The 13757-nt window shown below is 43.5% G+C and carries 13 protein-coding genes; 9 read left to right on the forward strand and 4 right to left on the reverse strand.

The window, feature by feature from the left end; genetic code table 11:
* Positions 1–18: 18 nt before the first annotated feature.
* Complete coding sequence (nrdG, locus tag KZ793_RS08480) at positions 19–483, forward strand: anaerobic ribonucleoside-triphosphate reductase-activating protein (protein ID WP_225814953.1); 465 nt, start codon at positions 19–21, stop codon at positions 481–483.
* Between the two features lie 2 nt (positions 484–485).
* On the opposite strand, the gene KZ793_RS08485 is transcribed toward nrdG, so the two are convergent.
* Together KZ793_RS08485 and bhsA are read right to left on the reverse strand one after the other, a co-directional pair.
* Complete coding sequence (locus KZ793_RS08485; protein WP_225814954.1) at positions 486–917, reverse strand: YhbP family protein; 432 nt, start codon at positions 915–917, stop codon at positions 486–488.
* 122 nt (positions 918–1039) lie between these two features.
* Positions 1040–1291, reverse strand: a complete 252-nt coding sequence (gene bhsA, locus KZ793_RS08490) for a multiple stress resistance protein BhsA (protein ID WP_118984572.1) — start codon at positions 1289–1291, stop codon at positions 1040–1042.
* 274 nt (positions 1292–1565) lie between these two features.
* Here bhsA and KZ793_RS08495 point away from each other — a divergent pair, with 274 nt between their 5' ends.
* Positions 1566–1880: a GIY-YIG nuclease family protein gene (locus tag KZ793_RS08495; protein WP_118984573.1), complete on the forward strand. Its 315-nt coding sequence runs from the start codon at positions 1566–1568 to the stop codon at positions 1878–1880.
* On the opposite strand, the gene KZ793_RS08500 is transcribed toward KZ793_RS08495, so the two are convergent.
* Positions 1849–2352: a GNAT family N-acetyltransferase gene (locus KZ793_RS08500; RefSeq protein ID WP_225814955.1), complete on the reverse strand. Its 504-nt coding sequence runs from the start codon at positions 2350–2352 to the stop codon at positions 1849–1851. The two genes, KZ793_RS08495 and KZ793_RS08500, sit on opposite strands and share 32 nt — an antisense overlap.
* The gene (locus tag KZ793_RS08505) at positions 2346–2642 is read right to left on the reverse strand and encodes a hypothetical protein (RefSeq protein ID WP_225814956.1); all 297 of its coding nucleotides are present in this window, start codon (positions 2640–2642) and stop codon (positions 2346–2348) included. The genes KZ793_RS08500 and KZ793_RS08505 overlap by 7 nt, the downstream gene beginning before the upstream one ends.
* Positions 2643–3261: 619 nt before the next feature.
* Here KZ793_RS08505 and KZ793_RS08510 point away from each other — a divergent pair.
* From KZ793_RS08510 to KZ793_RS08540, 7 genes are all read left to right on the forward strand, one after another.
* The gene (locus KZ793_RS08510; RefSeq protein WP_225814957.1) at positions 3262–4206 is read left to right on the forward strand and encodes a prenyltransferase; all 945 of its coding nucleotides are present in this window, start codon (positions 3262–3264) and stop codon (positions 4204–4206) included.
* A 20-nt stretch (positions 4207–4226) separates the two neighbouring features.
* On the forward strand, positions 4227–6755 hold the full coding sequence (locus KZ793_RS08515; protein ID WP_225814958.1) for a phosphotransferase: 2529 nt from the start codon (positions 4227–4229) through the stop codon (positions 6753–6755).
* A gap of 162 nt (positions 6756–6917) precedes the next feature.
* Positions 6918–9662, forward strand: a complete 2745-nt coding sequence (locus KZ793_RS08520; RefSeq protein WP_255619243.1) for a phosphoenolpyruvate synthase — start codon at positions 6918–6920, stop codon at positions 9660–9662.
* Positions 9655–10710, forward strand: coding sequence for a hypothetical protein (locus KZ793_RS08525; protein ID WP_225814960.1), 1056 nt, complete (start codon positions 9655–9657; stop codon positions 10708–10710). Before KZ793_RS08520 ends, KZ793_RS08525 begins: the two co-directional genes overlap by 8 nt.
* Positions 10707–12293 (forward strand): fatty acid CoA ligase family protein, encoded by a 1587-nt coding sequence (locus KZ793_RS08530; protein WP_225814961.1) that lies wholly within the window; start codon positions 10707–10709, stop codon positions 12291–12293. Before KZ793_RS08525 ends, KZ793_RS08530 begins: the two co-directional genes overlap by 4 nt.
* On the forward strand, positions 12290–12913 hold the full coding sequence (locus KZ793_RS08535; RefSeq protein ID WP_225814962.1) for a CDP-alcohol phosphatidyltransferase family protein: 624 nt from the start codon (positions 12290–12292) through the stop codon (positions 12911–12913). Before KZ793_RS08530 ends, KZ793_RS08535 begins: the two co-directional genes overlap by 4 nt.
* Positions 12903–13445, forward strand: coding sequence for a CDP-archaeol synthase (locus KZ793_RS08540; protein ID WP_225814963.1), 543 nt, complete (start codon positions 12903–12905; stop codon positions 13443–13445). Before KZ793_RS08535 ends, KZ793_RS08540 begins: the two co-directional genes overlap by 11 nt.
* The last annotated feature ends 312 nt before the right edge of the window (positions 13446–13757 follow it).

Raw genomic sequence — 13757 nt, forward strand, 5'->3', positions numbered from 1 at the left:
TTAAGGCAGGCTAACAACGTGAATTACCACCAATACTACCCTGTTGATGTGGTCAACGGCACCGGAACCCGCTGCACACTATTTGTCGCCGGGTGCGAACATCAATGCCCCGGTTGTTATAACAAAAGTACCTGGCGGGTAAATTCTGGCCAACCATTTACACAGGAAATGGAAGACCGCGTTATTGCTGATTTACAGGACAAACGCATTAAACGGCAAGGGCTATCTTTGTCTGGCGGCGATCCCTTACATCCAGACAACGCACCCGCGATCCTGAAATTGGTAAAACGGGTCACAACAGAGTGCCCAGACAAGGACATTTGGCTTTGGACGGGTTATCTGCTAAGGGAACTTAGCGAAATTCAACGGGAAGTTGTCAGCTATATTAATGTGCTAGTGGATGGCAAGTTTATACAAGACCTCTATGAACCCGGTTTACGATGGCGTGGTAGCCACAACCAGATTATCCATAGATTAAGGTAATTTTATCGCTGCCAGCAAATTTTCTTACCGAATCCAAGCGTATTATCGGTCATTTTTATTTCACTGAGATTCAGTTGCCAAATAGGTGTTTTAACCGCAATTGCTACAGGAAAACGGCAGCAATAACGTGCTCTGGCAGCTTTATCTTTTTCACTCTCCAGACGAATGACTTCCCCTTTGAACTGAATACCTTTTATCTGCGCAATATTTCGAATCTGCCCGGCAATGGTACCTGCAACCTGCGGGTTTACCTGCATCATTTCACCGTGGCGAGTATGAAGTTCGGTCATAAACCAGAACGCGATCTCATCGGCATTGAAAACATAGAAGCAATTCGCGCACCAAATATCATCACCAGTTGCTGTACAAAGCGTTAGGACATGCTGTCTTGCGAGGTATCTGTGGATAATCTGAAAGTTTTCAGTGGTGTTCACTCTCTCTCCAATAGCAGGATTGTATCTGCCGGAAGTCCAGAACCACGCCGGGATAAACATCATCCTACGGCGTGTTCTGATATCTCCTGACAGGGCCAGGGTTCAGTATGCCCTACTATAAATTAGTTATAGATTTCAGCAACACCTGATAATTGATTCTTACCACTAGCAGAAATAATGCGGAAAGAAGATGCGCCTGCTTTGTCAGCTTTTTTGGACAATTCGGCACTTAGGGTTTCCAAAGTATCAACCCCCGTTACAGAAACGACACCAGCTTTAGGAGAAGAAGAAGTTTGAACTTCTTTTGCCGCCATACTACCAAAAGAGATAGCACTTAAAGCTAAAGCAACAGCGATATATTTTACGTTTTTCATACTATGATCCTTGATCAATTTTTAGTGGAATGAGTTACTCTCTGTGATGTGGATCATAGTATGCTCTAAAGGCCGGAATAAAAATTAGCAATTATTGCTATTTTATTTCAATTTTTTTGAATAAACTATGCAGCGTATAGCAAATTGATATGTAACAGGTTTTATAAAACTGTTATATTATAATAACTTAAACTAAATTATTCAGAAAAATGATATAGAAAAACGTTCGAGTAAAAGATAAATATCAAAAATAGAAAATTCAGAAAAAAATTATATGGCAGAAAATCAATGGGTTCTTTACTTACTGAAAACAAAATCAGGCATGCTTTATACCGGGATAACAACAAATATTCACCGCCGTTTTGCCCAACATGAAAACGGGAAAGGAGCAAAATCACTGAGGGGGAAAGGACCGTTACAGCTAGTTTTCAGTAGTCATGCCGGCAACCGATCCAGCGCATCACAACTGGAATATCAAGTAAAACAATTAAGTAAACAGCAAAAAGAGAGGCTGGTTATTTGCCAGCCCGTCTGTATAGCAGAATATTTAGCATTAATTAGAAACAGTCAAAGTATGGGGAATAAGTAACCAACCCCTTATGGTCAGCCAAAAAACTGTCAGCTAATTCATATACCTGAAAATAAGATTCACACGTTGGCCACTGGCAATGCAACTGGTGCTCACTGGCAAGCGTAAAACCAAACCGGCAATAGTAATGTGGATCACCTAAAACAACGACGACGCCATAACCAAATTCATTCAGGCTATCCAAACCTTCATACACCAGCTTTTCACCAATCCCCTGCCGACGATATTCTTCAGCAACCGCTAACGGTGCCAAACCAACCCATTGGTGATCTTCACCATTAATATCTACCGGACTAAAAGCCACGTAACCGATTACCTGGCCTTCGTCATCTGTGGCAACCACGCCTAACGTCAATAATCCATCTTCCCGCAATTGCTGGACCAATTCCGCTTCTGCCGGGGTATCAAAAGATTTCCGTAATAACTGATCTATTCCCGCTGCATCTACTGGAATTTCTACCCTGATCAACATGATAATCGCGCAGAATCATACTGATCCGCGCCCTCCGGCAAACTCGCTTTTATACACTCAGCCAATTGGAACAAACCCGCACAAAGAGCAGTAAGCATGAACTTCAACGCTATCGTATCTACCAAATTTTTAACACACAACCCTAATTCTGTACGAATAACTATTAGAATCAGATCATTGGCTTCGTCGCTGAAACTAACCTCTTCCTGCTTATACTGGTTGACAACTAAATGACTATCACGGACAGTAATAAACCAGCGCAGAGTAAGATTGTGGATTTTTCCTAACACAGCTCAGACTCCTTACTTGATAAAGTAACGTAGCTATTTAGCCAAAATATATCGGCATTCGCCCGATCCTACATCAAGAATCCAATACAGACCTAACTGTAAATTTTACCTTTTAATTATTGGGGTAATATCTGACTATAAACTGCGCTAAATCAAAACATCCCATCACTAATTCAATTACAATTACTAATCATTTATTACTTTATTCCGGTATTTTATATGCAGTAACTTTGCCCAAAAAAAATTTATTCACGGAACAAAGTTGTCGTCGATAACAGAGAAGAACTTATCTATATCTGTCTGAAATATGATATTAAAGCCCATGATTATTTAATCTAAATGGAAACAAAAATATCTCATAAACATACAGTTATAGAAAAAAATGTAAACATAAGTTGCATACTGAAATTAAAATTTACACATACTGATTATAGCCGATTGCAAACTTTTGGCTTAATGTATGGCATTAGTCCATACGTATTTTTTAAATTATTTAGAGAGATAATGCTAAAAAACACGCATAGGATTTATTAAGATTTGCTTCTTGATTGATTATCCTTGGGCTAAATTGTCACAGATGCATATAGTTTAATCCTTATACAATAAATAGGAACAGTGTATGGAAGGCCAAGATATTTATTCAAAATTCATTGGTAAGAGGATAAAGCTATGGATGGATGAGCGTTTCCCGCTACAAAATGCGCCGCTTTTCTTTATCTTTTATATCATCAGCTATTCCGTAGCTTTTTATTCAATAGGGGAAAAGCCGGTTTTGTCATGGGAGATCCTGCTCGGTTGCCTGATGTCCTTCTCCTATTTTTTACTATTACGGATATTCGATGAGCATAAAGATTACCAACTGGATTGTGAACATCATCCACAGCGGATTTTACAGCGCGGTATTATTACGCTGAAAAATCTACGGGTACTTGGTATCTGTTGTATCGCATTGCAATTAGGTGGAAGTCTATTTCTAGATCGGGGAATTGGCTCAGTTACTTTTGCCTGGCTGTTGGTCTTCATCTGGACCTGCCTTATGGGGAAAGAGTTCTTTATCGGTGAATGGTTAAACCAACATCTGACTTGGTATGCCATTTCCCATATGTTGGTAATGCCACTCATTATCTGGTGGTTGGGCAATATCGCCAGTCCCAACCTCGCACTCACTTTCCCAATATGGGTTTTGATGGGGTTGTGCTTTTTCTCTGGATTCAGTTTTGAAATTACACGCAAGTGTAAAGGTCCGGATGAAGAGCGCCTGGAAATACCGACTTATTCATCTATTTTCGGCAGAAAAGGAGCCGTCGCTATTATCGCGGTGTTACTCACCGTGATGTTGATATTACAAATTTGGCTACTCCATATCACCACTGATGGTATAGCGTTATGGGCGTTAATTATCTTGGTCGTTTGTTATGCATTGTGTCTATGGCAATTAAGTAAATTCCTCCGTAACCCCACCATCCAAAATCGCAAACGAGATGAAGCTGTCGTGGGAATATTCATGGTGCTAGGTTATTCAGTTTGCGCTGCCAGCATCTTAATAAAGCTTGGGTTTGCTTAGGTATTAAAGGAAATATAGTTATGTTGCAAAAGAATATCCAATCATATGTAAGTGATGCATTAGATAATACCACTGCTCACATAGAAAACTGTGCGCGAGGTTCTATTCTAGAATTGTCGCGTGACATATTCAGCATCAAAAAACACCAAGAGGCACCTGCCACCCGGACAGAAACAACCCAAGTGAAATTATTGCCACGCCGCCACCTCTATACCTACACCGAGGAAGCCCGACAAAAACGTCTGGATTATTTGGCAAAACATACCGGGCATACATTGGAACACGTGGCAAATACCCATCTGGATGCGACCAAACTCACAAAAACCATTGAGGGATTTATTGGCTCAATAGAAATCCCCGTGGGAATCGCCGGCCCTATCTTGATAAAGGGACAATACGCTCAAGGGATATATTATGCTCCACTTGCCACCACAGAAGGCGCTTTAATTGCTTCGGTATCCCGTGGTTCTTCCGCTATTACGCAATCGGGAGGAACAACCGCGCGTGTACTTGGTCAACGCATGATACGAGCTCCTCGTTTTGAATTTCATAGCGTCTCGCATAGCATTATGTTTAGTGATTGGATCAAAGAACATATCAGCGAATTACGGTATGAAATAGGACGCCATTCCAAACATGCACAATTGCTGGAAATAAAGCCACAAATCATCGGGCGCAGCGTCCATCTGCAATTCATCTATAATACAGCAGCAGCGGCAGGCCAAAATATGACCACCATCTGCACTTGGTATGCATGTCAATGGATCCAACAACAGTTAGCCAAAATAGCGTTTATACCACTGCGTCACTTTATGATCGATGGTAATACATCTAGTGATAAAAAGGTGTCTTATCAACCTTTCATCGAAGGGCGTGGGACACGTGTAGTCGCTGAGGTTTATTTGGATGCTGAATCCTGCCAGCAACTCTTGCGAGTCACGCCACAACAACTTGTCATGGCTTATCATCATGTCTGCGAAGGAGCTATCGCCTCAGGGATGATCGGCATAAATATTAATGCCGCAAATGTGATTGCTGGGATGTTTACCGCTCTAGGGCAAGATATTGCCTGCGTACATGAATCGTCAGTCGCCCATTTACACATGACATTAACTGCCGATAACCGCGTCTATTGCAGTATTACACTGCCCTCTCTGATCGTCGGTACCATCGGTGGAGGAACTTATTTACCACACCAACGTGAATGTCTGGACATGTTGGGCTGCACCGATGAAAACGGCACCACCCGCCTGGCTGAGATCATCGCCAGCTATTGTCTGGCCCTTGATATTTCAACACTGTCAGCCATTGCTGCGGATGAGTTCGCTCAATCGCACGAAAAACTTGGCCGCTATCGCCCTGTCACCACTAACAATATTATTGCGCACACCCCACAGGAACTTGATCTCTCCTTCTTTCAACAGGCAAATCTTAACCCTGTTTTGCAAGGGGCCCATTTGACCACAATCAAACCCAAGTTTTCTGGCGGTGATGAACACAGCATATTGACACATCTGAGCTCAAATTATGCGGAACGTTTAATTGGCTTATTTCCTTTTTCCATGACGACATCCGCACAGAATAATTTACCCGTGATGCTGAAACTGAAACCTCTGGGGAGTGAGGTCGTTAATATGGTACTGGATATCGCCAAACACTGTTCTCCTGAGTTGTTTGCCGTTTTCCAGGATTTTGAACATCAGCTTGAATTTAACCAAAGCCATAGTCGTGAGCTGGCTATTATGAATCAGCAAGATCCACGGCTGATGCGCTATATTCCCGTTATCTATGGTGTGATTGAAAACGAAGCAACCGGAACTTATGCCCTGATTGAAGAATTGCTCCACGATATGGTGTTAATGAACAACATTAACCTAGAAACACCTTGGGAGCAGCGCCACCTTGAAGCTGCCATCCGAGGAGTAGCTGATATTCACTCTATCTGGTTGGGACAAGAAGAAGAGCTCACGTGGAAGTTCCCACAACTGCAAATTGCGAATGCCGATACGGTTTCACAGATGAAACCCCTGTGGCAAAAACTGGGCAATTTTATCCACCAAATGTTCCCTGAGTTGTTCACCGCCGAAGAACAGAAAGATTTCCAGTACTGGGTAGACAATGCCGCCACCTGGTGGAAAGAAATCGAACAGATGCCAAGGACATTGATCCACGGTGATTTCAACCCGCGCAATATTGCCTTCCGGCAACAGGAAACCGGGTTACGTTTATGCGCTTGGGATTGGGAGTTGTCTACTGTGCATCTACCACAACGCGATCTGGCAGAACTTCTGGCCTTTAGCTTAGACCCACAAAGTGATGCAGATAAGGTAGCTTATTATATTGAACTACATCGGGTTGAACTTGAGCAAAAATCGGGGTTTTCCCTCGATCCAATAATTTGGCATCGTGGCTATGAATTAGCGCTGCATGACTTATGGATGAGAAGGATTCCGCTTTATATGATGGCACACAATGTTGTTGGTTATCCATTTATGGAGCGCACGATGAAAACGCTCCGCTGGCTTATTTCATTAACGCGGAACCAATAGTCAACCGAATAAACTATTTAATTTACTCTTCCTCTAAAATAAGGGTGCAGCAATAGCTTGTAATACATTCGTGTCTTATTGATTGACCTACGCCAATATTATTACGCGCAGATAGGGCCATGATGTAAGCAAGGTGTACTATTGCTGCATTGGTGGAATAACATGAAATATCTCTATACGCAAGATAACGCTATTGAATTAGCGGAACATTCCTTAGGCGGTAAAGCGGCTAATTTATTATGGCTTACGCAAAACGGTTTCCCTGTACCTGATTATTGGGTCATCAGCAGCGAGGTACTGAACAGTTTATTAATCAACGATACGTTTGCGATTAACATTGTGGAACAATTAGCTGCCGTGCCACATGATATTAGCCAGGAAAAACTCGACGCTATTGCTGCTCCATTGCGTCAGTGGCTACAATCGATTCCATTGCCTACTGAATTAGAAGATGAATTGGCTCTCTTATCAGAGAATCACCCAGATACATTTTTCGCTGTTCGCTCATCAGCCATTGGCGAGGACGCGGCCAATGCCTCTTTCGCCGGGCAGATGGACAGCTACCTATTTCAACGGGGTAAATTAGCACTTGCCAATAGCTTACGTGCTGTGATGGCCTCAGCTTTTAACACACGCGCATTACAATATCGCCTACACAAACAGCTACCGATGGGCAATATAAGTAGTGCTGTTATCATTCAGAACATGGTTGCCGGTGAGGTTTCTGGTGTCATGTTTACTGCTCACCCAGTTACGGGTAGCAGACAACATTGCCTAATCTCATCCGCCTGGGGAACCGGGGAAGGCGTAGTTTCCGGCGAATGCGATACCGACGAATTTTCAGTTCATCTCACTACACCTGAAATAGAACGCCATATCACACAAAAAGAGACAGCAACTGTTTTCAATACCATCAACGGCAGCGGTACAGTAACAATACCCGTCGCGAAAGAAAAACAGTGGGAACCGACCTTACCCAATAATGAAATCTATGCATTACGAGATATTGGCAAAGAAATCGCGGCAGCACGGGGATGTCCACAAGATATCGAATGGACGATTCAAAATCACCAAATCTTTATTCTACAGACCCGGCCAATAACCCGATTGCCACGTCTGGATGATAAAAGCGAACGCCATATTATCTTCGATAACTCCAATATTCAGGAATCTTATTGTGGAATAACAACACCACTGACTTTCTCTTTTGCCCGGGCAGGTTATGCTACCGTTTATGAACAGACAATACGTGCTTTAGGTTGCTCAGATAAGCAGGTTAATCAGCATCGTTCCATGCTGGAAAATATGCTCGGCTTAGTTAAAGGCAGGATCTATTACAACATCAACAATTGGTACAAAGGACTACTATTACTTCCCTCTTTCCAAACCAATAAAAAAGATATGGAAAGAATGATGGGGCTGGAAGACCCGGTTGATTTTATTGAGGATAAAACACTTTCACTGGGCGATAAAACAAAGAAACTGCCAAAAATGGGATGGGCACTCCTGCGCTTGCTATATGCCTTTAGGACTATGGATCAACGGGTAGAACTATTTTTAGAACAGTTTAAATGGCATGCCGCCGCCATAAAACAAACAGAGCTGCATACTTGCAACAGCGGCCAACTGATCGAGAAATTGAAATATCTGGATGAACATCTGCTACGACGCTGGACAACACCGATCCTGAACGACTTCTACGTGATGATGTTTAATGGCCGGGTACATCGAGGGCTGGTTGATGCCGGTATTGAGAATTCATCTGCACTATTAGGCGATCTTCTCTCTGGGGATGAAGATATTGAAAGCACCCAACCGACCAAGGTGCTGTTAAAGATGTGCCAATATGCACGCCAGCACCCTGAGTTGTGCAACCTGTTGACCTTCGGTGATGCTCGTACCCTGCTGACCCAAGTACGCCCACTCGATGAGCCATTCTACCAGCAATGCATTGATTATATTAAAAAATATGGCGATCGCACGATGGGTGAATTGAAGCTGGAAACCATCACCCTAAAACAAGATCCCAGTTTTCTATTTCTAATACTAAAAAACTACCTTGCTATCGATACTCTCACTCCAGAGACGCTATCCAGCCGGGAAAGAAAATTACGTACTCAGGCTGAAAATACCGCATTTCAGCAAATACAGGAGCGACTTGGCTCCAGACGTATGAACGCCTTCAAAAAGAATTTGCAGAAATTACGTCAAGCGATACGCCACCGGGAAAATATGCGTTTCACCCGAACTCGTATGTTTGGGCTGTATCGGGATATCTTCCTACAACTTGGTCAGGCATATGCACTAGAAGGGATACTCGCTGAACCCCGCGATATTTTTTATCTCACGTTAGAGGAGATCTACAGCGGCTACGAAGGAACAGCAATACAGACCCAACTTAAGCCTTTAGTTGCTATACGCAAGCAAGAATATGCCAACTACGAAACAGAGGATGAACCTGCTCATCACTTTTTCATTAGAGGTTCACTGTATCAACAGCAAGATTACAGCTATCCCTATCAGGAACAACAAGCTCCAACTGATAGCGGGGTGCTACAGGGCATAGGTTGTTACCCAGGACAGGTTGAAACAACTATCCGCTTAATTAAAAACCCACAAGATGAAATGTCGCTGGCTGGTCAGATCCTGTGCACCGTACGTACCGATCCCGGTTGGGCACCGTTATTTCCTACCGCAGGCGGATTACTAATCGAGCGCGGTTCCACCCTCTCGCATTCTGCCGTCGTCGCTCGTGAACTGGGGATCCCCGCCATTGTCGGCATTCCGGCGATCACCCAAATTTTAAAAGATGGCGATCGGGTATGCATGGATGGCGCAACCGGGAGTGTTATCCGCTTGCACGACACCACAGCAGAAGAACAGACAGCAAGGAGTGAACATGTCTAATATCTTCATGGGAGAATGGTCTCCGGCCAATCCACTGCCTGAAGGTTTTCTTGACCTTCCTCCCATTATTTATCGCGATTGGCCGCTCTGGCCTGGTGAAGACAGGGAAAAAGTGCAACAGCAGTTCAGCCCCAAAAATGCCTGGTTTAATTACAGCAAAGCCTGGATTGGCTGCATTCCAGGGAAAACCCGTCTTGCCGGCTTTTTAGTACCTCATCTCGTTGATAACCGACCTGCCGCATTTTTCGGCTTCTGGGAAACCGATAATGACATAGCAAGCAACACCATACTGTTTAGCGCCTTAGAACAATGGGCCAAGGAAAATGGTGCACATAATCTCTACGGACCGATTAACTTTTCAACTTTCGGGCATTACCGCGTTCGACTTGATCATTTTGATGTGCCCCCCTTTGAGCATGAGCCTTATAACCCTCCTTACTACCCTCTTTTATTGGAAGGATTAGGCTTTGAAACTCGCTACCGCTATACCTCGATATTCGACGATACCCAAGCAATAGCAGGCAACTTTCAACAAGCTCATCAACGTGCGCAAAAACTTCCTGATGTTCAAGCAACATTACTGCCATTAACACCAGAATTATGGACGCAAGAGCAAGTTAAACTTTACTCCTTTATCGACTCGGTGTTTGGTGAGAATTTCGCTTATACCACGCCGTCTTGGCCCACATTTCAGCAGTATTGCGGTGAGGAGTTTATTAAACCTTTTTGCCGTTATCCTACGTCATTTCTGGCTAAAACCACCAATGACGAAATTGCCGGGTTAATTCTGAGTCTGTCAGTCTTGCAAGACGATAAGCCCGCCATCGGACTGTTGAAAACTGTGGCAGTCGCACCGCAATACCGAGGTAGTCGGCTGTACAACACGCTGTATCACTCATTTGAACAGAGCTCTAGGCGCATTCACCCACGTCTGGGAGGTGCTCTGATGCGAGAAGATAACACATCGCTCAAGACCGCAGGACGGCTTTTCAATACACCTGCTGCCACCAAGCATCAATATGCGCTTTATTACAGGAGGATCGCATGACAAATATTTGTCAGCCCATTGTCGATGCAGCCCAAAAACACCCTGAGCATTTAGCCCTGCAAGCGCCACATTCATTGGATCACAGTAGCGGCTTAAGCTTTCAGGAGTTTTTTTCTCATGCCTCCCATTTCCAGCGTCTATTAACCCAAGCCGGGTTCGTCGCTGGCGATCGCTTGTTAGTGATTATTCAACCAGGTTTAGTACTTTATCCATTGCTTATCGCCATTCTGGGATTGGGGCTGGTTCCGGTTATGCTTGAACGGGGGCTTTCCAGAAAACAACTCCGGGAGACACTACGACACAGCAAATTATCGGCGGTTATCACCCAACCTACGTTAGGAAAATTCTGGTTTCTGATCCCCGAACTGTGGCGACTGCGACGTTTTGTCATCGGACAACGTATCTGGGGCATGAAAGTGCTGGAAACGCCCAGTCAACATTTACCTCTGAATAACTTTATTTACCGAGATTTACCGCCGGATACAACTGGGTTAATTACCTTTACCTCAGGTTCTACCGGCATCCCCAAAGGCGCAAACCGCACTCATGACAGCCTGCTAGCACAACTTTATGCCATAACAACGCTTTTTCCCGAAGGAAAGAATGAGATAGATCTACACAGTTTCCCCGTTATGGTGCTGCACTCATTGTGTTGCGGCAACAGCAGTATTCTTCCTGATTTTGACTTTGCCCATCCCGCAACTGTCGATCCGCAGAAGATCGTCAAACAAGTGCAAGACAAAGGTATCACATGTCTCAGCGGCGCTCCCGCCTATATGAGCAAAATCACTGGTTATGCTAAGAGTAAAGGGTTGTCATTCCCTAACGTGCGGACTGTCATCGTGGGCGGCGCACCTGCCAACAAGGCTCTACTTAAAAACTGCCTGACCGTCTTTCCACATGCTCGGCATTTGGTGGTCTATGGTTCCACCGAGGTTGAACCGATCAGTACCGTTGAAATGACGACTCAATTAAACCACTGGGCAACTCATGATGGTTATCTGGTCGGAAAACCGGTTACACAAGCAGAAATATGTATCCGGGAAATAACTGCTAACCCCCAACAAATTATCCCACTCTCCGCCGGTAATATCGGTGAAATCTTGGTTGCCGGACCCCATGTGCTCAAAGACTATATTGATAACCCTCAAGCAACGAAAGAAAACAAACTTCCACGTAAACAAGGAGGCATTTGGCACTGTACCGGTGACATTGGCTATCTGGATACCACAGGACAGCTCTGGTTGCTTGGACGGGTAAAAGACCAGGTGCTGTTAGATGATGGTCGTATCATTCATCCCTACGTACTGGAAAAAAGGATCAATGAACTACCTGAGGTCACTCAAAACGCATTCGTATTACATCCTTTAGGCGGAGCCGCTCTGATACTGGAAAGCGCCACCCTACCGACAAATTTACCCGCTATTTTAGACGAGTTAGCGCTCACACTAGTTACCCGTATTTATTATGCTAATCCTATCCCTGTTGACATTCGTCATAACAGCAAAATAAACCGGATTGCGCTGATCAATATGCTCGGGAAAGGCCAATTATCTTCCGTTCCACATAAGGAAAAATTATGAACAGTAACCATTTCATCATCCAGCTAAACAGAGCAGACTATATTACTATCGGTGGAGCGGTATTTAGCGCTCTCTCCGTAGCAGCCGCATTACAACATTGGCATTACCTGGCTATTGCGTTTTTGTATCTTGCCATGCTTGGCGACGCGCTCGATGGCATTCTAGCCAGAAATTTACACATTGACCGCTCCTTTGGCCGCTATCTCGATGGCTTTATGGATCAACTGATTTACTTGATCTCGCCAGCCATTATCCTTTATCTCTCTGGTTATCAATCTTGGTATTCCCTGTTTATTATCTTGATGATTATTAGCGGTTGTCTGCGATTATCTGTATTTAATGAAGTCGGGAATATTCAGAATGAAAATCAACTCTCCTACCTTGGTATGCCCGTATTCTGGAGCTTATTTATTATCAGTGGTTACACTTTGATAAGCTTAATAATCGAGCCGTGGTTAAGCCATCTCTTACTAACATTAGCGCTCCTTACATTCAGTATCGCCATGCTATGGGATCGCCCATTTTATAAATTCAAGAGTCTCAACACTATCATCAGTACAACACTGGCAGGATTTGTTTTATTTACCGGTCTTCATTTCTGGAGTCTTTATGCTCAATAGTTTTTATCACGGGGGGATTTTACTTATCCCCGTTATCCTTGGTGGTTGTTTACACATGGTGATTGTGACGAAAAACTATTTTGCCCGCTGGGCTATTCCAATACATCAACGTTATTTTGGTCGTAACAAGACTTGGCGCGGTTTTATTGTCGTACCCATTATTACCGCGCTATTTTCACCGCTGTGGTTAATACTCTGTACCGAAACACAGGACACCATTATTCCACGGACCATTGCCTCTTGCTTATTTACCGGGTTCTTGGTGGGTTTAGGTTACGTTCTTTTCGAATTGCCAAACTCCTGGTTGAAAAGGAGACTCGGCGCACCACCGGGACAACATCCGAAGCAAAATAAGCAGTTGTTTATTTTATTCGATCAGCTCGATTCTGCTATTGGCATCACAATAGCCTATTTCATTTGTCTTAATCTTACTTATATTGATGCGCTTTTCATTTTCCTCTGGTTTTTAATCAGCGCTTTTATCGTTAAAAATATGCTGTTTTTATTTTCGCTGAAAAAAACGAGATTCTAGTTGGGAATACCACAGCTATTTGGCTTCCCAATAAGGAAGCCAAATAGCTCCGCCAAGTTAACCGACTTGATGAATTCATCAACACTATATGTTGTAGATATGCCAAAGTAGTTTTAGATCTCAGAATGAGTAAGTATCGTCAAGCGTTATTGATTGGTATTCATTACTTCTATTCTTATCGATGAAGTTACAACAGACGTGTAATTTTATCTTTTATTTAGTACTATTTATAGACATATTACATTACACCTTTCAATGTATATTTCGATAAAAATAAGGCTGTCACTTAAACTTTCATTTAATTGACACGTC

The sequence above is a fragment of the Photorhabdus antumapuensis genome (assembly GCF_020387775.1).
In the GTDB taxonomy this organism is placed as follows: Bacteria; Pseudomonadota; Gammaproteobacteria; order Enterobacterales; family Enterobacteriaceae; genus Photorhabdus; species Photorhabdus antumapuensis.